This is a genomic window from Micromonospora humida, assembly GCF_016901255.1.
Taxonomy (GTDB): Bacteria; Actinomycetota; Actinomycetes; order Mycobacteriales; family Micromonosporaceae; genus Micromonospora; species Micromonospora wenchangensis.
On the sequence record NZ_JAFEUC010000004.1, the window covers coordinates 420,236 to 441,161 of the forward strand.

Below are 20,926 nucleotides of genomic sequence, written 5' to 3' on the forward strand. Positions count from 1 at the left end.
GTCGTGGGCCGTCAGTAGCTGCTGGTGCTGCTGCCGTCGATCGCACCCATCACACCACCGAAGAGGCAGCACAGCAGCACGATGACGAGCCACACGCCGCCGATGATGAAGGCCAGCTTCGACCACTTCTTGGACTCGCGGGCGGCGGCCTCGGCGCCCGCGTAGTCGCCCTGCTGCAGGGCCGGGTTGACCTTCGAGGCGTTGATGATGGCCGGGATCGCCAGCGGCCAGAAGAAGAAGATGGCCACGATCGACGCGGTCATGTTGTTGTTGATCGGCTGCTGCGGGTTGGGGTAGCCGGGCTGCATCTGCAGTACTCCTCGTTCACGTCGGTACGGCGTACGTACCTGATCATGGGCTTGTGGGGCGCGGTGGCGGGCACGGCCCGGCCACCGGGCGACCGGCAGCGTACCGTGTCCGGGCGACACGCGTGATCACCCGAAACGTCGCCGCCCGCAGGATGGGCGTGCCGACCTGCCCGCTAGGGTGGCCGGGTGACCGAGCCCGCGTCCGTCGCCCGCCTCGTCGTCCTCGTCTCCGGCTCCGGCAGCAACCTCCAGGCGCTGCTGGACGCCACCGCCGACCCCGGCTACGGGGCCCGGGTGGTGGCCGTCGGCGCCGACCGGGACGGCATCGTCGGGCTGGACCGGGCCGCCGCCGCCGGGGTGCCGACCTTCGTCGACCGGGTGAAGGACCACCCCACCCGCGCCGACTGGGACAAGGCCCTGACCGCGCACGTCGCCGAGCACCGGCCCGACCTGGTGATCTCGGCGGGTTTCCTGAAGCTGGTCGGGCCGCAGTTCCTGGCGGCCTTCGGCGACCGCTACCTGAACACGCACAACACGCTGCTGCCGGCGTTCCCCGGCATCCACGGCCCCCGGGACGCGCTCGCCTACGGCGTCAAGGTCACCGGGGCCACCCTCTTCTTCGTCGACGCCGGGATGGACACCGGCCCGATCGTCGCGCAGGTGACGGTGCCGGTCCTCGACGACGACGACGAGGAGACGCTCACCGAGCGCATCAAGGAAGCCGAGCGCCGCCAGCTCGTCGAGCAGGTCGGTCGCCTGGTCCGTTCAGGTTGGACGATCACCGGAAGAAAGGTCACGGTTCCGTGAGTGCCCCGCAGGACTCCCGCCGCCCGATCAGGCGGGCGCTGGTCAGCGTCTACGACAAGAGCGGCCTGGTCGAGCTGGCCCGTACGCTGCACGAGGCCGGGGTCGAGATCGTCTCGACCGGTTCCACCGCGTCGACGATCTCCGGCGCGGGTGTGCCGGTGACCCCGGTCGAGCAGGTGACCGGCTTCCCCGAGATCCTCGACGGCCGGGTCAAGACCCTGCACCCCAAGATCCACGGCGGGCTCCTGGCCGACCTGCGCAAGGAGTCGCACGCCGACCAGCTCGCCGGGCACGGCATCGCCGGCATCGACGTCCTGGTCTCCAACCTCTACCCGTTCCAGGAAACCGTCGCCTCCGGCGCGTCGGCGGACGAGTGCGTCGAGCAGATCGACATCGGCGGGCCGGCGATGGTCCGGGCCGCCGCCAAGAACCACGCCTCGGTCGCCGTGGTGACCGACCCGGCCGCGTACCCGGCGCTGGTCGCCGCGCTGGCCGAGGGCGGGTTCACGCTGGCCCAGCGGCGGGCGCTGGCCGCCCGCGCGTTCGCCGACATCGCCGAGTACGACGTGGCGGTCGCCGACTGGTTCGCCGGCACCGCCGCCCCGGCCGAGGACGGCTGGCCGCACTTCGCCGGGCTGGCGCTGCGCCGGCAGGCGACGCTGCGCTACGGCGAGAACCCGCACCAGGGTGCCGCCGTCTACGCCGACCCGGGCAGCCCGCCGGGGCTGGCCCAGGCCGAGCAGTTGCACGGCAAGGAGATGTCCTACAACAACTACGTCGACGCGGACGCCGCCTGGCGGGCCGCGAACGACTTCCCCGACCAGCCGGCGGTGGCGGTCATCAAGCACGCCAACCCGTGCGGCATCGCCGTCGGCGCGGACGTCGCCGAGGCCCACCGCAAGGCGCACGCCTGCGACCCGGTCTCCGCGTTCGGCGGGGTGATCGCCGTCAACCGGCCGGTCTCGGTGGAGTTGGCCGGGCAGGTCGCGGAGATCTTCACCGAGGTGCTGGTGGCACCGGACTTCGAGCCCGGCGCGGTGGAGATCCTCCAGGGCAGGAAGAACATCCGGCTGCTGCGCGCCCCGGCCTTCGCCCCGCTGCCGGCCGAGTGGCGGCAGGTGACCGGGGGGGTCCTCGTCCAGCAGCGGGACCGCATCGACGCCGAGGGCGACGACCCGGCGAACTGGAAGCTCGCCACCGGCGAGGCGGCCGACGAGGCCACCCTGCGGGATCTCGCGCTGGCCTGGCGGGCGGTCCGCGCGGTGAAGAGCAACGCGATCCTGCTGGCGAAGGACGGCGCGTCGGTCGGGGTGGGGATGGGTCAGGTCAACCGGGTCGACTCGGCCCGGCTGGCGGTGAGCCGGGCCGGCGCGGAGCGGGCCCGGGGTTCCGTCGCCGCCTCCGACGCCTTCTTCCCGTTCGCCGACGGCGCGCAGATCCTGATCGACGCCGGGGTGAAGGCGATCGTGCAGCCCGGCGGCTCGATCCGCGACGAGGACACCATCGCCGCCTGCCAGCAGGCCGGCGTCACCATGTACCTGACCGGCACCCGGCACTTCTTCCACTGATCCACCCGTGGTGCTCCCGCGCCCCGGCGCGGGAGCACCCGGTCAGCCCTGGCCCGTCGGGTCGGACGGCGGGCGCAGCGCGGCGAAGTGGCAGGCGCTGGGGTGCGGGTCGGCGGGGCGGGGGACGGTCGGCGGGTCCTCCCGGGCGCAGATGTCCTCGGCCTTCCAGCAGCGGGTGCGGAAGTGGCAGCCGGACGGCGGGTCGGCCGGACTGGGCACGTCGCCGGTCAACCGGATGATGCCGGCCGCGCCCCGGGCCTGCGGGTCGGGCACCGGCACCGCGGACAGCAGCGCCTGGGTGTACGGGTGGGTGGCCCGTTCGTAGATCTCCTCCTCGGTGCCGATCTCCACGATCCGGCCGAGGTACATCACCGCGACCCGGTCGCAGATGTGCCGGACCACCGACAGGTCGTGCGCGATGAACACGTACGACAGCCCGAACTCGTCCTGGAGCTGCTCCAACAGGTTGATCACCTGGGCCTGGATCGAGACGTCCAGGGCGGAGACCGGCTCGTCGCAGACGATCACCTCGGGACGCAGGGCGAGCGCGCGGGCGATGCCGATGCGTTGCCGCTGGCCGCCGGAGAACTGGTGCGGGTACCGGTTGACGTGCTCCGGGTTCAGCCCGACCACGTCCAGCAGCTCCTGCACCCGGCCGCGCTTGCTGCCCCTGGGTGCCGCGTCCGGGTGGATGTCGAACGGCTCCCCGATGATGTCGCCGACCGTCATCCGGGGGTTCAGCGAGGTGTACGGGTCCTGCATCACCATCTGCATGTTGCGCCGTAACCGACGTAGTTCGCCCCCGGCGGCGGTGAGCAGGTCGCGGCCGTCCAGGGTGGCCCGGCCGGAGGTGGGCGTCTCCAGCCGCATCAGCACCCGGGCGAGGGTCGACTTGCCGCAGCCGGACTCGCCGACGATGCCGAGCGTCTCGCCCCGGCGCAGCGTGAAGCTGACCCCGTCGACGGCCCGGACCGCGCCGACCTGCCGGCGGAAGAGCACCCCCCTGGTGATCGGGAAGTGTTTGACCAGGTCGTCGACCGTGAGGATGGTCTCGCCCCGGACCTTGGCCGGGTCAGCGGTCGCGGTCATCGTGGACCTCCTGGGCGAAGTGGCACGCGCTGGTCCGGCCGTCGGCGAGGACCAGGTCGTCGGGCACCACGTCCACGCACACCTGCCGCACGTACGGGCAGCGGGGGTGGAACGGGCAGCCGCCCGGGATGCGCATCAGGTTCGGCGGCAGGCCCCGGATGGTGGACAGTTCCCGGCCGCGCACGTCCAGCCGGGGAATCGAGGCCAGCAACCCCTTGGTGTACGGGTGGGCCGGTGCCCGGTACAGCGGGTGGACGTCGGCGTGCTCGACGATCCGGCCGGCGTACATGACGGCGATCCGGTCCGCGACGCCGGCCACCACCCCCAGGTCGTGGGTGATCAGGATCATCGCCATGTCGAGGTCGCGGCGCAGGTCGGCCAGCAGGTCCATGATCTGGGCCTGCACGGTGACGTCGAGGGCGGTGGTCGGTTCGTCGGCGATCAGCACCTTCGGGTTCAGCGCCAGCGCCATGGCGATCATGACGCGTTGCCGCATGCCGCCGGAGAACTGGTGCGGGTGGTCGCCGAGCCGTCCGGCCGCCCCGGGGATGCGTACCAGGTCCATCAGCTCGACGGTGCGCCGTCGGGCGTCGGCGCGGGACATCCCGTCGCGGTGCCGCAGCGTCTCGCCGATCTGCCAGCCGACCGGGAAGACCGGGTTCAACGCCGACAGGGCGTCCTGGAAGATCATCGCGATCTCCTTGCCGCGTACCTGCCGGCGCTGCTCCTCGGGCAGGGTGAGCAGGTCGCGGCCCCGGTAGCGGATCTGGCCGGAACGGATCACCGCCGGTGGGGTGTCCAGGATGCCCATCACCGCCTGGGCGGTGACCGACTTGCCGGAGCCGGACTCGCCGAGCACGGCAAGCGTCTCGCCCGGGTCCAGGTGGTAGGAGACCCCGTTGATCACCTTGGCCACCCCCTCGCCGGTGCGGAACTCGACGTGCAGGTCGCGTACGTCAAGCAGGTGCCCGCCGGGCGGGGTGGGTGAGGCCGGCGTGGGCCGGGAGGTGGACTCGGTCACCGGATCTGCCTCTCGCTCGCGCCCGGGGTGGACATCGGCCTCACCGCAGCTTCGGGTCGAAGGCGTCGCGGATCGCGTCGCCGAGCATGATGAAGGCGAGCACGGTCAGCGCGAGGAAGGCGGACGGGACGACCAGCGGCGTCGCCGACTCGCGCATGTGCACCCGGCCGGCGTCGATCTCGATGCCCCAGGAGATGGTCGGGGCCTTCAGCCCGATGCCGAGGAAGCTCAGGGTCGCCTCGGCGGCGATGAACGAGCCGAGCGCGATGGTCAGCACCACGATCGCCGGGGCGAGCGCGTTGGGCAGGATGTGCCGCCACATGATCCGGCCGTGGCCCGCGCCGAGCATCCGGGCGGCGGCGACGTAGTCCTGCTCCTTCGCGGTGATCACCGAGGAGCGGACCACCCGGGCGGCGGTGGTCCAGCCGAGCACCGCCAGCACGAAGATCACCGCGAACAGCCGGACCGTGTCGCTGCTGGTGCTGACCCGCTTGAGCAGCACGATCGCGGCCAGCAGCAGCGGGATGCCGAGCACGATGTCGATCACCCGGGAGAGCACCGCGTCGACCCAGCGGCCGAAGTACCCGGCCACCATCCCGACGACCAGCGCGATGGCCCCGGTGAGCAGGGCGGACAGCGCACCGACCAGCAGCGAGGCGCGGGCCCCGTAGACGGCGCGGGCGTACGTGTCGCAGCCCTGGAAGTCGTACCCGAAGATGGCCCCGCCGGACGCCCCGGCGTGCTGGCGGGACAGCACGCAGTCGCGCGGGTCGTTGGCGGTGAACAGCGACGGCACGGCGGCCATCGCGGCGACCAGCACGACCAGCACCAGGCTGATCCAGAAGACCGGCTTGCGGCGCAGGTCGCGCCAGGCGTCCCCGGCCAGGCTGCGGGGCTTCTGCGGTACGCCCACCCGGTCGGGTGTGCCCGGCTCGCCGGAGACCCCGCGCCTGGCGGCCTGGTCCTCCGTCGCCGCCACCGTCTCGAAGTCGCTCATGCCGTCACCTCGTTGTGCTCACTCATAGCGGATCCTCGGGTCGAGGACGGCGTACAGGACGTCCACCACCAGGTTGGCGACGAGGTAGACCACGACGAGGACGCTGACGATGCCCACCACCAGCGGGCCGTCCTCGGTGCGGATGCCCCGGAACAGGTTGAAGCCGACCCCAGGGATGTTGAACACGCCCTCGGTGATGATCGCGCCGCTCATCAGGTTGCCCAGTTCGACACCGAGGAAGGTGATCACGGGGATGAGCGAGTTGCGCAGCACGTGCACGCCGATGATCCGCCGCCGGGCCAGCCCCTTGGACCGGGCGGTACGCACGTAGTCGGCGCGCAGGTTCTCCGCGACCGAGGTACGGGTCAGCCGCAGCGCGGTGGCCAGCGACAGCGAGCCGAGCACGATGCCGGGCAGCAGCAGGGCCCACAGGTCGGGGTCGGCGCCGGCGGTGGGTGGGAAGACGGGCCACCGCACGCCGAGCAGGTACTGGGCGAGCGGGGCCAGCACGATGGTGGGGATGCCCAGCACCAGCAGGGTCAGCACCAGGGTGGCGTTGTCGAACAGGCTGGCCCGGCGGATGCCGGCGAGCACCCCGGCGGTGACCCCGAACAGGATCGTCACGGCCATCGCGATCAGCGCCAGCTTGACGGTGACCGGCCAGGCGGCGGCGAGGATGTCCCCGATCGAGCGGCCGGTCAGCGACTGCCCGAGGTCACCCTGGAGCAGGTTCTTGAGGTAGTCGAGGTAGCGGTAGAGGAAGCCGCCGACGCCGGTGCGGTCGAGGTGGAACTTCTCCGTCAGGTACGCCCGCTGCGCCGGGGTCACCGGCCGTTCCCCGGCCAGCGCCTGGATCGGGTCGCCCTGGCCGGCGAACATCAGGGCGTACACGATCAGGGTGGTCCCGAAGAAGGCGAGGACCATCTGGAGCAGACGCCGCAGAACGAAGCGGAACATACTGTGCAGTCTTGCCCAAAAGCGGCGGAGACGGAGGCGGGTCGGGTCACCGTCCACCGATGACCCGACCCGTTGCTCCCGCCGGCGGCCCCGTTGCCGCCGACGCGCCTGCACGTGCCGGCGGCCCGCTCGCCGCCGACGCCCTCCCGGACTAGCTGACCGCCTCGATCTTCAGCAGGTCGACCCGGTCGAAGAGGTCCATCTGGACGTTCTTCACCTTGGTCGAGTGGCCGAAGTTGTTCTGGCCGTAGCGCAGCGGGATCACCGGCATGTCCTTGGCCAGCAGGTCCTCGGCCGCCTGGTACCTGGCGATCGCGGCCTCCTCGTTCGGCGCCTTGGCGCCCTCGGCGAGGAGCTTGTCGAACTCGGGGTTGCTGTAGCCGTAGTAGTTCGACGAGCCGTTGGTGCTGTACAGCGGGCCGAGGTAGTTCTCCATCGACGGGTAGTCCATCACCCAACCCATCCGGAACAGACCCACCGGCTGCTTCGCCTTGACCTTGGTCAGCAGGTCGGCGAACTTGGGCTCGGCGGTGCCGACGCACTCCACGCCCAGGTTGGCCTTGAGCTGGTTGCAGGTCGCGTCGATCCAGTCCTTGTGCCCGCCGTCGCCGTTGTACGACAGTTCGATCTTCTTCGGGCCGCCGGCCGCCTCGTACGCCGCCTTCGCCTTGGCCGGGTCGAACTCGCCGGCCGCGCCGATGGTGTTCTCCCGGTAGCCCGCGACCACCGGCGAGACGAACGAGCGGGCCGGCTGCTGCGAGTCCTTGAAGATCGACTTGGTGATCTCGTCCCGGTCGATCGCCATCGAGATCGCCTTGCGCACCTCGGGCTTGCTGAACTCCTTCTGGAAGGTCGGGAAGGCCAGTACCTGCAACGACGACGCGGGGCTCTGCCGGAACCGGTCGCCCAGGTCGGTGGCGGCGGTGGACAGGTTCTCGGTCGGGATCGTCTTGATCACGTCGAGGTTGTCCGAGAGTACGTCCGCGTACGCGGCGGTCGGCTGCTGGTAGATCCGGAACTCGACGCCGCCCACCTTCGGCTGCTCGCCGGGAAAGGCGTCGTAGCGTTCCACCTCGACCTTGGCGTCGTGCTGCCAGGAGCCCTTCATCCGGAACGGGCCCTGCCCGACCGGGGCCTGCTCGTAGCCCTCCTTGAGCACGCCGGGGGCCGAGAAGGCGGCCTTCGGCAGCGGGTAGAAGGCGGTGTACCCGAGCATCGTCTTGAACTCGCTGTACGGCTCGGTCAGCGTCACGGTGAAGGTCAGGTCGTCGACCTTCTTCAGCCCGGACAGCCGCTCGGCGGCCGGCTTGTCGCCCTGGAGGTCGGCGTACCCGGCGATCTTCTCGAAGAAGTAGCTGGAGTTCTGCCCGTTGGGGGCGTACGCGCCGTAGTTCCAGGCGTCGAGGTAGTTGTCGGCGGTGACCTTCTCGCCGTTGTGGAAGGTGTAGCCGTCCTTGAGCTTGACCGTCCAGACCCTGTTGTCCGACGACGTGACCGACTCGGCCGCCACCTCGTAGGGCTTGTTGGCCTCGTCGTAGTCGACGAGTGGGCTGAACAGGGCGGCGAGCACCTGCGAACCGCTGGTCTCGTTGGTGTTGGTCGGCACCAGGTGCTGCGGCTCGGCGATCTCGATCCGCACGGCCGCGTCGGGGTCGGACTGACCGGTTCCGCTGCCGCCGCCCGAGCCGCAGGCCGCCAGGCCCAGGGTCACCGCGAGCGGGAGAGCGGTCCAGGCAGCAAGCCTGCGCACACGCATGGGGGTCTCCTCATCTCATCACGGAGCGCAGCCGGACCCGGCGTTGGGTGACTCTGCGCAACGTCCGGCAACGGTAGGTCGGGTTGGGCCCGTCGACAACGACAGCGTTGCGATCACCGGCTGCGGCCTTGTCGTCGACGACCGTTACTGGTATCGGAAACCCAGCGAAATGCCTGCTCGATGGCGGGTGACGAGGGTGGTTTCACGGTGCCGTCAGGGTGGATCGCCCGTCGTGACCGCCCGGACGCCCGATCTCCGGTCCGGGCCCGACGCGTCCCTCCCGTCCGGTTCACTGTGTGAGCCGGCCCGCACTTGGTCACTCAGAGTGAATAACGGCACATCACGGAAAGTCACGGGTTCCCCGTCGTCGGTCCGCCGTCCGCCGACCATGAGACGATCTGGTCGTGACGGCGATCATCCTGGACGGCAAGGCGACCGCAGCCGAGATCAAGGACGAGCTGCGGGTACGCGTCAAGGCGTTGGCCGAGCGGGGGGTCACCCCCGGCCTGGGCACGGTCCTGGTCGGCGCGGACCCCGGCTCCGAGGCGTACGTCAACGGCAAGCACCGCGACTGCGCCGAGGTGGGCATCGCCTCGATCCGCCGCGAGCTGCCCGCCGACGCCACCGGGCAGCAGCTCGACGACGTCCTGGCCGAGCTGAACGCCGACCCGGGCTGCCACGGCTACATCGTCCAGCTGCCGCTGCCGGGGCACCTGGACACCCAGCGGGCGCTGGAGATGATCGACCCGGACAAGGACGCCGACGGCCTGCACCCGGTGAACCTGGGCCGGCTGGTGCTCGGCTACGACGGCCCGCTGCCCTGCACCCCGCGCGGCATCGTCGAGCTGCTCCGCCGCTACGACGTGCCGCTGCGCGGCGCCAACGTCGCGCTCGTCGGCCGGGGCAACACCGTCGGCCGCCCGCTCGGTCTGCTGCTCAACCGGCGCAGTGAGAACGCGACGGTGACCCTCTGCCACACCGGCACCCTCGACCTCGCGGCCCACACCCGCGCCGCCGACATCGTCATCGTCGCCGCCGGGGTGCCCGGCCTGCTCACCGCCGACATGATCACGCCGGGGGCCACAGTGGTGGACGTCGGCATCACCCGGGTGATCGGCGACGACGGCAAGGGCCGCTACACCGGCGACGTCGACCCGGAGGTGGCGCAGGTGGCCGGTCGGCTGGCCCCGATGCCCGGCGGCGTCGGGCCGATGACCCGGGCCATGCTGCTCACCAACGTCGTCGAACGCGCCGAGCGCGGCTGACCCGCAGGCCGTCGCCCCTGCTCGGCGGCGGTGGCACGGGGCCGGGCCACCGCCCGCCGCGGCACCCGCCGGGAACCGGGCGGTGGTGACGTTGGCCCCATCCCGGGGATGGTCGCCGCCCCTGGCCGAAACGGTGCCGGGATGACTGTTACGGTCGGGAAAACCGACTGGTAGCAGGGAGTGGGACGACCATGGGTAAGAAGGTCACTGTCGTCGGGGCCGGCTTCTACGGCTCCACCACCGCACAGCGCCTGGCCGAGTACGACGTCTTCGACACCGTCGTCATCACCGACATCGTGGAGGGCAAGCCGGCGGGTCTCGCGCTGGACCTCAACCAGTCCCGCGCGGTCGAGGGCTTCGAGACCAAGGTCGTCGGCGTCACCACCGGCCCCAACGGTGAGGGCTACGAGGCCATCGAGGGCTCCGACGTCGTGGTGATCACCGCCGGTCTGCCCCGCAAGCCGGGCATGAGCCGGATGGACCTGCTGGAGACCAACGCCAAGATCGTGCGGCAGGTCGCCGAGAACGTCGCCAAGTACGCCCCGAACGCCGTCGTCATCGTGGTGTCCAACCCGCTCGACGAGATGACCGCGCTGGCCCAGCTCGCCACCCAGTTCCCCAGGAACCGGGTGCTCGGCCAGGCCGGCATGCTCGACACCGCCCGGTTCACCAACTTCGTCGCCGAGGCCCTCGACGTACCGGTGAAGTCGGTCAAGACGCTGACCCTCGGCTCGCACGGCGACACGATGGTGCCGGTGCCCTCGCAGAGCACCGTCAACGGCAAGCCGCTGCGTGACGCGATGCCCGCCGAGCAGATCGAGGAGCTGGTCGTCAAGACCCGCAACGGTGGCGCCGAGGTCGTCGCGCTGCTCAAGACCGGTTCGGCGTACTACGCGCCGTCTGCCGCCGCCGCCCGGATGGCGCGGGCCGTGGCCGAGGACTCCGGCGCGGTCATGCCCGTCTGCGCCTGGGTCGACGGCGAGTACGGCATCTCCGGGGTCTACCTGGGCGTCGAGGCCGAGATCGGCGCCGAGGGCGTGAAGCGGGTCGTCGAGACCGACCTGGACGCCGACGAGCTGGCCAGCCTCAAGGAGGCCGCCGAGGCCGTCCGCGCCAAGCAGGCCGACGTCGCCAGCATGTGATCCGCTGAACCATCCGCCGCAGGGGCGGGACGGCACCCGCCGTCCCGCCCCTGCGCCGTCCCCGCCGGTCGCCCCCGCCCCGCCGGTCGCCTCGCCCGGCGGTCGCCCCGCCCCGCCCCGGTGATCAAGAGGTTTGCGTCAAGCCACCGCCCGGACGTGACGCGAACCTCTTGATCACCGGGCTGCCGCTCCGGGGCGGGTTTCCGCCGGTCGGCTTTGCGGTGGTGTGCGGCGGTCGCCCCGGGGAATGCCTCCGGGCGTGGCCCACCCGGGCGTTTTTCCGCCGGCCGGTGCCGCCGGGTGGAGGCCGGCTCGGTACCGCCGACCAGTTTCCAGTACGCTCGTACTGCTTGAGCACGTGTCCCCCGAGAGGAGCGCCGGCCGATGGCGAAGATCAAGGTAAACAACCCGGTCGTGGAGCTCGACGGCGACGAGATGACCCGGATCATCTGGAAGCAGATCCGCGAGCAGCTGATCCTGCCCTACCTCGACGTCGACCTGCACTACTACGACCTGTCGATCCAGCACCGGGACGCCACCGACGACCAGGTGACCATCGACGCCGCGAACGCCATCAAGGAGCACGGCGTCGGCGTCAAGTGCGCCACCATCACCCCGGACGAGGCCCGGGTCGAGGAGTTCGGCCTCAAGAAGATGTGGCGCTCGCCGAACGGCACCATCCGTAACATCCTCGGCGGCGTGGTCTTCCGCGAGCCGATCATCATGTCGAACGTGCCGCGGCTCGTCCCGGGCTGGACCAAGCCGATCATCATCGGCCGGCACGCGCACGGCGACCAGTACAAGGCCACCGACTTCGTGGTCCCCGGTCCGGGCACGGTCACCATCACGTACACCCCGGCCGACGGCGGCACCCCGATGGAGATGGAGGTCGCCAACTTCCCCGGCGGCGGCATCGCCATGGGCATGTACAACTACGACGAGTCGATCCGGGACTTCGCCCGCGCCTCGTTCCGGTACGGCCTGGACCGCAACTACCCGGTCTACATGTCGACCAAGAACACCATCCTCAAGGCGTACGACGGCCGGTTCAAGGACCTCTTCGCCGAGGTGTTCGAGAACGAGTTCAAGGACGAGTTCGCCGCCGCCGGCCTCACCTACGAGCACCGGCTCATCGACGACATGGTCGCCGCCGCGCTCAAGTGGGAGGGCGGCTACGTCTGGGCCTGCAAGAACTACGACGGTGACGTGCAGTCCGACACCGTCGCGCAGGGCTTCGGCTCGCTCGGCCTGATGACCTCCGTGCTGCTCTCCCCGGACGGTCGTACCGTCGAGGCGGAGGCCGCCCACGGCACCGTCACCCGGCACTACCGGCAGTACCAGAAGGGCGAGAAGACCTCGACCAACCCGATCGCCTCGATCTACGCCTGGACCCGGGGCCTCGCCCACCGGGGCAAGCTGGACGGCACCCCCGCGGTCACCGAGTTCGCCGACACCCTGGAGCAGGTCATCGTCGACACCGTCGAGAGCGGCCAGATGACCAAGGACCTCGCGCTGCTCATCTCGCGGGACGCCCCGTGGCAGACCACCGACGAGTTCATGAACACCCTCGACGAGAACCTGGCGCGCAAGCTCGGCGCCTGACCCTCGCCCGTACCCACGGAACCCGCCGGCGGACCGCCGGCGGGTTCCGTCGTCTCCGGCGCGTCGCGGCCCCCGCACCGGGGGACAGCGGCGCCACCCGTCCGGGTGACGGCCGCGTCACCGGCCCGGAAAAAGGTCGTTGAGCTGGGTGGACGTGGTGCCAGTCGCGTCCAGGGAGGTTGTCGTCGGTCGTCGCACGGCACCGGTGCCGACCGGCCAGCCTTCCCGGCTGTCGAGCACAGCCAGCCGTCCCTTCCCCGCGGGGGGCCCTGTTCCGGGGCCCCCCGCGCCCTGCCTGCGAGGTCAGGCGGCGCGCAACAGTTCGGCGGCCCGCTCGGGGGCGATGTCGTTGATGAAGACCCCCATCCCGGACTCGGAACCGGCCAGGTACTTCAGCTTGTCCCTCGCCCGCCGGACGCTGAACAGTTGCAGGTGCAGGTGACCCAACTCCCGGTCGATCCGCACGGGCGCCTGGTGCCAGGCCGCGATGTACGGCATGGGCAGGTCGAACAGCCCGTCGAACCGGCGCAGCACGTCCAGGTAGAGCGGGCCGAAGGCGTCCCGTTCGGCGTCGTCGAGCGCCGGGATGTCCGGCACCGGCCGGTGCGGCGCGACGTGCACCTCGAACGGCCACCGGGCCGCCGCCGGCACGTACGCCGTCCAGTGCTCGTTCGCCGCGACCACCCGGTCCCCGGCGGCGCGCTCGGCGGCGAGCACGTCGGCGTAGAGGTTGCCGCCGCCGGTGCGTTCCGCGTGCCGGCGGGCCGCCGCCAGCATCGACCGGGTACGCGGCGTGACGAACGGGTACGCGTAGATCTGGCCGTGCGGGTGGTGCAGGGTCACGCCGATCTCCACGCCCCGGTTCTCGAAGCAGAACACCTGCTCCACCCCGGGCAGCGCGCCGACCGCCGTGGTCCGGTCGGCCAGCGCGTCGAGCACCAGCCGGACCCGGGCGGGGGAGAGGCTGGCGAAGGACGCCTCGTGGTCGTCGGTGAAGCAGACCACCTCGCAGCGCCCCTGGCCGGGGCGGACCGGGGTGAACCCGGTGATCTCGGCCGGCTCGTCGGCGATCCGCTGGCTCAGTGAGGGGAACCGGTTCTCGAAGACCGCCACGTCGTAGTCGGGCGCGGGGATCTCGCTGTGCCGGTCGCCCCGCGACGGGCACAGCGGGCACTGGTCGGCCGGCGGGAGGAAGGTCCGGGTCTGCCGGTGCACCGCCACCGCCACCCACTCGTCGGTGAGCGGGTCGTAGCGGAGCTGGGAGGCGGGTGGTGGCGGCGGCAGCTCCCGCCGGTCCGGCTGGTCCCGGACGGCGTCGTCGCGCTCGTCGAAGTAGATCAGCTCGCGGCCGTCGGCCAACTCGATCGCCGTACGCTTCACCGCGTCGTCTCCCGCCCGGTAGCCCGGCCCGTACCTGTCACGATCACCAGTTCGCCCACCTTCTCGTCGATCACCCGGCGCGCCTCGGGGGCCAACCGGTCGTCGCTGACCAGCACGTCGGCGGCGCCCAGGCCGACGATGGAGGAGATGCCGACGGTGCCCCACTTGGTGTGGTCGGCGAGGACGACCAGCCGGTCGGCGGCCTCCACCAGGGCCCGGTCGGTCTCCGCCTCCATCAGGTTCGGGGTGGTGAAACCGGCCCGCTCGGTGATCCCGTGCACGCCGAGGAAGAGCAGGTCCAGGTGCAGCGAGCGGATGGCCTCCACCGCCAGCGGGCCGACCAGCGCGTCGGACGGGGTGCGTACCCCGCCGGTCAGCACCACGGTCTGGTCGGGGCGGCCGGCGGTGTGCAGGATCTCGGCCACCGGCAGCGAGTTGGTCACCACGGTCAGCCCCGGCACGTCGACCAGGCGTCGGGCCAGCTCGGCGGTGGTGGTGCCGGCGGAGAGGGCGACCGCCGCACCCGGGCGGACCAGTTCGGCGGCCCGGGAGGCGATGGCGGCCTTCTCGGCGGACTGCCGGACGGACTTGGCGTGGAAGCCCGGTTCGTCGGTCGAGCCCGGGTCGGTGACGGTCGCCCCGCCGTGCACCTTGGCCAGCAGGCCCCGGTCGTGCAGCGCGTCCAGGTCACGCCGGATGGTCATGTCGGAGACACCGAACTCGGCGGCCAGCTCGGTGACCCGGACACCCCCGGCGGTGCGGACCCGGTCGAGGATCGTCGCCTGCCGCTGCCGCGCCAGCATCCGCCGTACCTCCCGGGCCCCCGCACCTGCACGCGCTCGCACGTGTTCCAACAAGATTGAACACTAGCGCGCAGCGGGCAGGGGCGGAAGTGGAACCCCCGAGGTCAGGCGGACGGCAGCCGCGGCTCCACCCAGCCGGTCTCGGTCAGATGGGTCATCACCGCCTGCACCGCCTCGTCGATGCTCTGGTCGGTGGTGTCGACCACCAGATCGGCGTCGGTGGGCGTCTCGTACGGGTCGTCGATGCCGGTCATCCCGGTGAGCAGGCCGGCGCGGGCGCGGGCGTACAGGCCCTTGCGGTCGCGCTGCTCACAGACCTCCAACGGGGTGGCCACGTGCACCAGCAGGAAACCCGCCCCGGCGGAGCGGGCCATCTCCCGCACGGCGGCCCGCGCCTGCGCGTACGGGGCGATCGGGCAGCAGATCCCCACCCCCCGGTGCCGGGCGATCTCGGCCGCCACCCAGCCGATCCGGCGCACGTTCGCGTCCCGGTCCGCCCGGCTGAACGTCAACCCGGCCGACAACTCCCGACGCACCACGTCACCGTCGAGCAGGGTGATCGTCCGGTCGCCCTGCTCGCGCAGCAGATCGGCCAGGCCCCGGGCGATCGTCGACTTGCCGGAGCCGGAGAGCCCGGTGAGGAAGACCACCAGCCCCCGGTGCCGGCGCGGCGGGCGGGCCCGGCTCAGCTCCTTGGCCACCGCCGGCGGGGTGTGCCACTCGGGCAACGGGAAACCCCGGTCGAGCAGGTCGTCGATCTCCGCCTCGCTCAGCGCCAGCTTACGGTTGCGCGGCGGGATGTCGTCCCGCCAGCGCCACTGGCCGTCCCGGCTGTCGTAGGCGAGCTCGCGGGGGACCAGCACCCGCAGCCCCGCCCCGGAGAGCATGCCGCCGGTGGACAGCAGGTGGGTCACCCCGTAGGCGGCGGAGATCCGGGCCCGCAGCAGCGCGTCGCTGATCTCGTCGGCCCGGCGGGGCAGCGGGACGGCGACCAGCGTCGCCGGGGGCATCCGGTCGCGGGCGGCGAAGATGCTGCGGACCAAGGCTTCGGTGGGCAGTCCGGCCGCGCCGTCCTCGCCGACCGGGATCATCACCAGCAGATGCGCGCCGAGGGTACGGGCCGCGTGCGCGATCTGCGCCAGTTGCGGCCGGTGCAGCGGCCGGTCGGCGATCACCCCGAGCACCCGGCCCGGGGGCAGCAACGGACGCACCTCGTCCGGCCCCCGGCGCAGCCGCTGGAACGGGCCGTGTCCGCCGTCGCCGAGCCGGCGTACCGGGCCGCCCAGCCCGGCCACGCCCTCGCGGACCTGCCAGACGTCGGTCACCTCCAGCCCGGCCACCGGGGCGCCCTCGCCGTCGGTGAGCACCAGCGTCCGCCGGCCCGGGTCGGCCGGGTCCAGCCCGTCGGCGACGGCGGTGGGCACCTGGAGGGTCACCGGGACCGGCCAGGACGTGCCGTCGGCCAGTCTGCCGCGACGCTGCAACGAGGCCAGGTCGGCGCGGGTCATGAAGCCGGCCAGCGGGGTGTACGCCCCACTCACCAGCAGCTCCAGATCGGCCAGCTCACCGGGGCGTGGCGCGTACGCGGGGGCGTCCCGCAGCACGTCCTCGGGCAGCACTGAACCGTTGCTCATCCGTACCCCTCACTCGCTGGCCGGATCACAGTTTCTCAGCCGGCCGGCGATCGGTCGAGAGTGCCACTCCACTCCCGACCCGGAAGTGGATCACCGGTGGCGTGTCCCGGCCGGTCGGTGGGGGGTGTCAACCGGCCGGGACCAGGGACGCGGCGCCGAACGAGACCGCGAATCGTTGACACCAGATGGTGACACTCGTCAGCGCGGCGAGGTCGGTGCCGGCCGGGACGGCGTACGCCTGGTCGCCGCGGTTGCCCTTGAGCCGGCCCAGCTCCGCCCGGCGGCCGTCGTCGAAGACGTGCCAACCGGCCCGGCCGGGGCGGACCGGCTGGTCGGAGAGCCAGACCCGCAGATCCGGGCCGTTCGAGGTGTCCAGCCCGACCAGTTCCAGCCGGTGCCGGCCGTCGGCGGTGCGGACGATCCGGGCGGTGCCCGAGGTGTCGTGTTCGTGACTGACGAACGTCCCCCGGCTCACCACCACCGGCCGGGTGGCCGGGGAACCGTCCGTGGGCGTGGTCCGGGGTGGGGTGCCGGCGGGCGCGGTCTGCGGGGCGGTCCCGGTCGGGGTGGTCCCGGCCACGCCGCCGTCGGCGGGTGTGGTGCCGTCGGCGGCCACGGTGCCGGTCGGGGCGGCGTCGTCGACGTCGGAGAGCCGCTCGTCGACCTGGCGGTCGGCCACCACCTTCCAGGGCTGGAACCAGTACAGGCCGAAGGCGGCACCGACGCCGAGGACGACGACGGCGACCCAGGCCAGCGGGGCACGGGACAGGCGACGGAACATGCCGTCCAGTCTCGCCGCGCCACCGCGACCGGTCACCCGTCACCGGGGTTACGGAAGCCTTACCGCCCCGCCCGCTCGATCGACCCGCCCGGGCCGGCACGGCGGTGCCGGGTTCGACGGACACCGCCGGATCGCCGATCGGGCGCGGACCGTCGGCCCGGCCGATCGGGGCGGGGCTGGTCAGGGGCGGGTATCAGGGGAGACCCGGGGCGATTCCGGATACCCGCCGGGGTGGCCGGTCCCTAGGCTGGCGGACGTGACACTGATCGCGACCGAGTCGCTCACCAAGACGTACGGAGGCCGGGTCACCGCGCTGGCCGACCTGACCGTCGCGGTCGAGCCGGGGATCATCGGTCTCGTCGGCGCGAACGGCGCCGGCAAGTCGACCCTGATCAAGATTCTGCTGGGCCTGCTCCCGCCGACCAGCGGACGGGTCTCCGTGCTCGACCTCGACCCCACCACCGACCCGGCGGCGGTCCGCGCCCGGGTCGGTTACATGCCCGAACACGAGGCGCTTCCGCCCGACCTCTCCGCCGCCGAACTCGTCACCCACCTGGGGCGGATGAGCGGCCTGCCCCGTACGGTGGCCCGCGAGCGCGCCTCCGAGACGCTGCGCCACGTCGGCCTCTACGAGGAGCGGTACCGCCCGGTGGGCGGCTACTCCACCGGTATGAAGCAGCGCGTCAAGCTCGCCCAGGCCCTGGTGCACGACCCGGATCTGCTGCTGCTCGACGAGCCCACCAACGGCCTCGACCCGGCCGGCCGGGACGCCATGCTCGCCCTGGTCCACCGGATCGGCACCGAGTTCGGCATCTCCGTCCTGGTCTGCTCGCACCTGCTCGGCGAGGTGGAGCGGATCTGCGACACCCTGGTCGCCATCGACGGGGGGCGGCTGCTGCGCGCCGACCGGATCGACGCGATGACCTCGGCCACCGACCTGCTCGCCGTCGAGGTCAGCGAGGGCACCGACCAGCTGGCCGGCCGGCTCGCCGCGCTCGACCTGCCGGTGACCCGCGACGGCCGGATGCTGCTCGTCCCGCTCGTCGACGAGCGCACCTACGACCTGATCCTCGGCGCGGTCGCCGAGCTGGACCTGCCGCTGCACCGGCTGGACCAGCGCCGGCACCGGGTGGCCGAACTCTTCGCCCCGAGGGAGCCCAGCAATGCCTGAGCCGACCGGCGTCATCCACGACATCGGCTACCAGCGGTACACCGGCCCGAGGCTGGGCCGCCGGCACGTGTTCGGCGCGCTCTACCTGCACGGCCTGCGGACCGTCTTCGGGCTCGGCCGCAGCGCCAAGGCGAAGATCTTCCCCTGGTTGGTGGTCGGCATCGTGACGGTGGTGGCCGCCGGCCTCACCGCCGTGCGCAGCCAGATCGGCGAGGTGGTCATGACGTACGCCCAGTTCGCCGACGCGATGAGCTGGCTGGTCATCTTCTTCGTCGCGGTGGCCGCCCCCGAGCTGGTCTCCCGGGACCTGCGCAGCGGCGTGCTCCCGCTGTACTTCTCCCGGCCGCTGCCGCGCGACGACTACGCGCTGGCCAAGCTGCTCTCCCTGGTCAGCGCGCTGTGGCTGCTGCTGGGCGGGCCGCAGCTGGTGATGTTCCTGGGGGCGGCGTTCACCACCTCCGACGGCCTGCGCGGGACCTGGAACGAGCTGCTGGACCTGCTGCCCGGGTTGCTCTACGCGGGGCTGTGGGCGGCGGTCTTCGCCTCGATCGGTCTGCTGGTCGCCTCGCTCACCGGCAAGCGGGCCTTCGCCGCCGGTGGCATCGTGGCGGTCTTCCTGATGACCACCCCGGTCGTCGGCGTGCTGTCGATCCTGCCCTCGCGGGCCGTCAACGAGCTGGCCCTGTTGGCCTCACCGTCGACCCTGGTACAGGGGGTCGGCTCGTGGGCGTTGCAGGACCTGCTCTACCCGGGCGCCGGCACCGGCCCGCCGATCGGCGGCTTCGGCCCGGTCTACGCGGTCGTCGCCGTGCTGCTGGTCACCGCCTGCACCGCCCTGCTGCTGCTGCGATACCGGAAGGTGGCCGCCCGATGACCACACTCGACACCGACGCCCGGCCGGTGGTCACCACCAGCACCCTGGATCTCGCCGGGGTCTCCCGCTGGTACGGCAACGTGGTGGCGGTCAACGACGTCACCATGCGGCTCGGCCCCGGGGTGACCGGCCTGCTCGGCCCGAACGGCGCCGGCAAGACCACCCTGCTGCACATGATGGCCGGCTTCCTCGCCCCGTCCCGGGGCACGCTCACCCTCGACGGGGAGTCCACCTGGCGCAACCCGGGCGTCTACCGGCGGCTCGGGCTGGTCAGCGAGCGGGAGGCGGTGCACTCCTTCCTCACCGCCAAGGAGTTCGTGCTGGCCAGCGCGAAGCTGCACCGGCTGCCCGACCCCGAGGCCGCCGCCCGCCGGGCGATCGAACTGGTCGAGATGACCGACGCGCAGGACCGCCGGATCGGCACGTACTCCAAGGGCATGCGGCAGCGGACCCGGGTGGCCGCCGCGCTGGTGCACGACCCGCAGGTGCTGCTGCTCGACGAGCCGTTCAACGGGATGGACCCGCGCCAGCGGCTGCACATGATGGGCCTGCTGCACTCCCTCGGCGACGCCGGGCGGACGATCCTGTTCAGCTCGCACATCCTGGAGGAGGTCGAGCAGGTCTCCGGCACGGTGCAGGTGATGGTGGCCGGCCGGCTGGCCGCCTCCGGTGACTTCCGCACCATCCGCCGGTTGATGACCAACCGGCCGCACGTCTTCGCGGTCCGCTCCACCGACGACCGGGCGTTGGCCGTGGCGCTGATGGCCGACCCGTCGGTCGCGGGCGTCGAGCTGGACAAGAACGGCCTGACCGTACGCGCCGGCGACTACGGCGCGTTCACCCGGGCGCTGCCCAGGATCGCGCTCGCCCGGCAGATCCGGGTCCGGCAGTTGACCCCCGAGGACGAGTCCCTGGAGAGCGTCTTCTCCTACCTGGTGGAGGCCTGATGTCGACCGTTTCCTGGATCACCGCGCGCGGGCTGTTCGGCCGTCGCCGGTTCCTCATGCTGCTGCCGCTGCCGGCGGTGCTGGTGCTGCTGGCCGTCCTGTGCCGGTCGCTCGGGGTGGACCCGGGCCAGTGGGCGACGCCGGTGCTGGTCGGCCTCGGCCTGGCCGTGGTGCTGCCGGTGGTGGCGCTCATCGTCGGCACCGGCGTGCTCGGCGCGGAGATCGACGACGGCACGGTGGTGCACATCCTGACCAAGCCGCTGCCCCGCTGGCAGATCGTGCTGCCGAAACTCGCGGTGGCCGCCGGGGTCAGCGCGGCCACCGTCGCCGTGCCGCTCTACGTCGCGGGCGTGCTCGCCGACTCGGTACGCCTCGGCCTGGGCCTGGTCGTCGCCTCGGCGCTCGGCGCGCTGGCCTACTCGGCGCTGTTCCTGGCGCTCAGCCTGGTCACCCGGCGGCCGGTGCTGCTCGGCCTGGTCTACGTGCTGATCTGGGAGGGGCTGCTGGGCAACTTCGTCAGCGGCACCCGGGTGCTGTCGATCCAGCAGTGGGTGATCGCCCTGGCCGACAAGATCGCCCCGACCGACCTGCTGTCGACCACCGTCTCGGTGCCGGTGGCGGTGGTGCTGACCGCCATGGTCAGCGTCGGCTTCACCGTGTTGGCCATCGACCGGCTCCGCTCCTTCAGCGTCGCCGGCGAAACCAGCTGACCCTGCCCCACCTGCCTCACCCTGTCCGCCCCGCCCGCCCCGCCCGCCCCGCCCGCCCCGCTCGGGCGGGCGGGGCGGACAGCCCCTGATCGACGCAGTTGCGCCGGTGTGGCG

19 protein-coding genes are annotated in these 20,926 nt (G+C 72.1%); 9 read left to right on the plus strand and 10 right to left on the minus strand.

Annotated elements, in window-relative coordinates; translation table 11 throughout:
- Positions 1–11 precede the first annotated feature (11 nt).
- Entirely contained in the window at positions 12–308 is a 297-nt protein-coding gene (locus JQX11_RS11580; protein ID WP_088647169.1) for a CD225/dispanin family protein, read from the minus strand.
- Positions 309–494: 186 nt separating this feature from the next.
- Here JQX11_RS11580 and purN point away from each other — a divergent pair, with 186 nt between their 5' ends.
- Both purN and purH read left to right on the plus strand, forming a co-directional pair.
- Positions 495–1,115 carry a phosphoribosylglycinamide formyltransferase gene (purN, locus tag JQX11_RS11585; RefSeq protein WP_204924944.1) on the plus strand — a complete coding sequence of 207 codons (621 nt, stop codon included), beginning with the start codon at positions 495–497 and terminating at the stop codon, positions 1,113–1,115.
- On the plus strand, positions 1,112–2,683 hold the full coding sequence (gene purH / locus JQX11_RS11590) for a bifunctional phosphoribosylaminoimidazolecarboxamide formyltransferase/IMP cyclohydrolase (RefSeq protein ID WP_204924945.1): 1,572 nt from the start codon (positions 1,112–1,114) through the stop codon (positions 2,681–2,683). The genes purN and purH overlap by 4 nt, the downstream gene beginning before the upstream one ends.
- Before the next feature lie 42 nt (positions 2,684–2,725).
- Here the strand turns inward: purH and JQX11_RS11595 are convergent, their stop codons facing one another.
- The 5 genes from JQX11_RS11595 to JQX11_RS11615 all read right to left on the minus strand — a co-directional run bounded on the left by JQX11_RS11595 (position 2,726) and on the right by JQX11_RS11615 (position 8,503).
- Entirely contained in the window at positions 2,726–3,772 is a 1,047-nt protein-coding gene (locus JQX11_RS11595; protein ID WP_204924946.1) for an ABC transporter ATP-binding protein, read from the minus strand.
- Positions 3,756–4,793, minus strand: coding sequence for an ABC transporter ATP-binding protein (locus JQX11_RS11600; protein WP_204924947.1), 1,038 nt, complete (start codon positions 4,791–4,793; stop codon positions 3,756–3,758). Before JQX11_RS11600 ends, JQX11_RS11595 begins: the two co-directional genes overlap by 17 nt.
- A gap of 40 nt (positions 4,794–4,833) precedes the next feature.
- The gene (locus JQX11_RS11605) at positions 4,834–5,790 is read right to left on the minus strand and encodes an ABC transporter permease (protein WP_088647164.1); all 957 of its coding nucleotides are present in this window, start codon (positions 5,788–5,790) and stop codon (positions 4,834–4,836) included.
- Between the two features lie 18 nt (positions 5,791–5,808).
- Complete coding sequence (locus JQX11_RS11610; protein WP_204924948.1) at positions 5,809–6,747, minus strand: ABC transporter permease; 939 nt, start codon at positions 6,745–6,747, stop codon at positions 5,809–5,811.
- 151 nt (positions 6,748–6,898) lie between these two features.
- On the minus strand, positions 6,899–8,503 hold the full coding sequence (locus JQX11_RS11615) for a peptide ABC transporter substrate-binding protein (protein ID WP_204924949.1): 1,605 nt from the start codon (positions 8,501–8,503) through the stop codon (positions 6,899–6,901).
- 404 nt (positions 8,504–8,907) lie between these two features.
- On the opposite strand from JQX11_RS11615, the gene JQX11_RS11620 reads away from it, so the two are divergent.
- The 3 genes from JQX11_RS11620 (at position 8,908) to JQX11_RS11630 (ending at position 12,512) form a co-directional block, all read left to right on the plus strand.
- Positions 8,908–9,768, plus strand: coding sequence for a bifunctional methylenetetrahydrofolate dehydrogenase/methenyltetrahydrofolate cyclohydrolase (locus JQX11_RS11620; protein ID WP_204924950.1), 861 nt, complete (start codon positions 8,908–8,910; stop codon positions 9,766–9,768).
- A 191-nt stretch (positions 9,769–9,959) separates the two neighbouring features.
- Entirely contained in the window at positions 9,960–10,910 is a 951-nt protein-coding gene (locus tag JQX11_RS11625; protein WP_088647160.1) for a malate dehydrogenase, read from the plus strand.
- A 384-nt stretch (positions 10,911–11,294) separates the two neighbouring features.
- Entirely contained in the window at positions 11,295–12,512 is a 1,218-nt protein-coding gene (locus tag JQX11_RS11630) for an NADP-dependent isocitrate dehydrogenase (RefSeq protein ID WP_145921657.1), read from the plus strand.
- A gap of 303 nt (positions 12,513–12,815) precedes the next feature.
- Here JQX11_RS11630 and galT read toward each other — a convergent pair whose 3' ends face one another.
- From galT to JQX11_RS11650, 4 genes are all read right to left on the minus strand, one after another.
- Positions 12,816–13,892 carry a galactose-1-phosphate uridylyltransferase gene (gene galT / locus JQX11_RS11635; RefSeq protein ID WP_204924951.1) on the minus strand — a complete coding sequence of 359 codons (1,077 nt, stop codon included), beginning with the start codon at positions 13,890–13,892 and terminating at the stop codon, positions 12,816–12,818.
- Positions 13,889–14,695: a DeoR/GlpR family DNA-binding transcription regulator gene (locus JQX11_RS11640; protein WP_204924952.1), complete on the minus strand. Its 807-nt coding sequence runs from the start codon at positions 14,693–14,695 to the stop codon at positions 13,889–13,891. The genes galT and JQX11_RS11640 overlap by 4 nt, the downstream gene beginning before the upstream one ends.
- A gap of 104 nt (positions 14,696–14,799) precedes the next feature.
- On the minus strand, positions 14,800–16,329 hold the full coding sequence (gene cysC / locus JQX11_RS11645) for an adenylyl-sulfate kinase (RefSeq protein WP_204924953.1): 1,530 nt from the start codon (positions 16,327–16,329) through the stop codon (positions 14,800–14,802).
- 127 nt (positions 16,330–16,456) lie between these two features.
- On the minus strand, positions 16,457–17,110 hold the full coding sequence (locus JQX11_RS11650) for a DM13 domain-containing protein (RefSeq protein ID WP_204924954.1): 654 nt from the start codon (positions 17,108–17,110) through the stop codon (positions 16,457–16,459).
- Here JQX11_RS11650 and JQX11_RS11655 point away from each other — a divergent pair.
- The 4 genes from JQX11_RS11655 to JQX11_RS11670 are packed head-to-tail and all read left to right on the plus strand — an operon-like array spanning position 17,109 to position 20,812.
- Positions 17,109–18,281 carry an ABC transporter ATP-binding protein gene (locus JQX11_RS11655; protein WP_443673938.1) on the plus strand — a complete coding sequence of 391 codons (1,173 nt, stop codon included), beginning with the start codon at positions 17,109–17,111 and terminating at the stop codon, positions 18,279–18,281. The two genes, JQX11_RS11650 and JQX11_RS11655, sit on opposite strands and share 2 nt — an antisense overlap.
- Positions 18,274–19,155 (plus strand): ABC transporter permease, encoded by an 882-nt coding sequence (locus tag JQX11_RS11660; RefSeq protein ID WP_204924956.1) that lies wholly within the window; start codon positions 18,274–18,276, stop codon positions 19,153–19,155. Before JQX11_RS11655 ends, JQX11_RS11660 begins: the two co-directional genes overlap by 8 nt.
- Positions 19,152–20,102: an ABC transporter ATP-binding protein gene (locus tag JQX11_RS11665; protein WP_204924957.1), complete on the plus strand. Its 951-nt coding sequence runs from the start codon at positions 19,152–19,154 to the stop codon at positions 20,100–20,102. The genes JQX11_RS11660 and JQX11_RS11665 overlap by 4 nt, the downstream gene beginning before the upstream one ends.
- The gene (locus JQX11_RS11670; protein ID WP_204924958.1) at positions 20,102–20,812 is read left to right on the plus strand and encodes an ABC transporter permease; all 711 of its coding nucleotides are present in this window, start codon (positions 20,102–20,104) and stop codon (positions 20,810–20,812) included. Before JQX11_RS11665 ends, JQX11_RS11670 begins: the two co-directional genes overlap by 1 nt.
- Positions 20,813–20,926: the final 114 nt, after the last annotated feature.

Excerpts from the sequence above, each read along its gene's own strand:
- JQX11_RS11580 (WP_088647169.1), bottom strand. The coding sequence starts at position 308 with ATGCAGCCCGGCTACCCCAACCCGCAGCAGCCGATCAACAACAACATG.
- JQX11_RS11595 (WP_204924946.1), bottom strand. The coding sequence starts at position 3,772 with ATGACCGCGACCGCTGACCCGGCCAAGGTCCGGGGCGAGACCATCCTC.
- JQX11_RS11605 (WP_088647164.1), bottom strand. The coding sequence starts at position 5,790 with ATGAGCGACTTCGAGACGGTGGCGGCGACGGAGGACCAGGCCGCCAGG.
- JQX11_RS11610 (WP_204924948.1), bottom strand. The coding sequence starts at position 6,747 with ATGTTCCGCTTCGTTCTGCGGCGTCTGCTCCAGATGGTCCTCGCCTTC.
- JQX11_RS11615 (WP_204924949.1), bottom strand. The coding sequence starts at position 8,503 with ATGCGTGTGCGCAGGCTTGCTGCCTGGACCGCTCTCCCGCTCGCGGTG.
- JQX11_RS11625 (WP_088647160.1), top strand. The coding sequence starts at position 9,960 with ATGGGTAAGAAGGTCACTGTCGTCGGGGCCGGCTTCTACGGCTCCACC.
- JQX11_RS11630 (WP_145921657.1), top strand. The coding sequence starts at position 11,295 with ATGGCGAAGATCAAGGTAAACAACCCGGTCGTGGAGCTCGACGGCGAC.
- JQX11_RS11640 (WP_204924952.1), bottom strand. The coding sequence starts at position 14,695 with ATGCTGGCGCGGCAGCGGCAGGCGACGATCCTCGACCGGGTCCGCACC.
- cysC (WP_204924953.1), bottom strand. The coding sequence starts at position 16,329 with ATGAGCAACGGTTCAGTGCTGCCCGAGGACGTGCTGCGGGACGCCCCC.
- JQX11_RS11655 (WP_443673938.1), top strand. The coding sequence starts at position 17,109 with ATGCCGTCCAGTCTCGCCGCGCCACCGCGACCGGTCACCCGTCACCGG.
- JQX11_RS11650 (WP_204924954.1), bottom strand. The coding sequence starts at position 17,110 with ATGTTCCGTCGCCTGTCCCGTGCCCCGCTGGCCTGGGTCGCCGTCGTC.
- JQX11_RS11660 (WP_204924956.1), top strand. The coding sequence starts at position 18,274 with ATGCCTGAGCCGACCGGCGTCATCCACGACATCGGCTACCAGCGGTAC.
- JQX11_RS11665 (WP_204924957.1), top strand. The coding sequence starts at position 19,152 with ATGACCACACTCGACACCGACGCCCGGCCGGTGGTCACCACCAGCACC.
- JQX11_RS11670 (WP_204924958.1), top strand. The coding sequence starts at position 20,102 with ATGTCGACCGTTTCCTGGATCACCGCGCGCGGGCTGTTCGGCCGTCGC.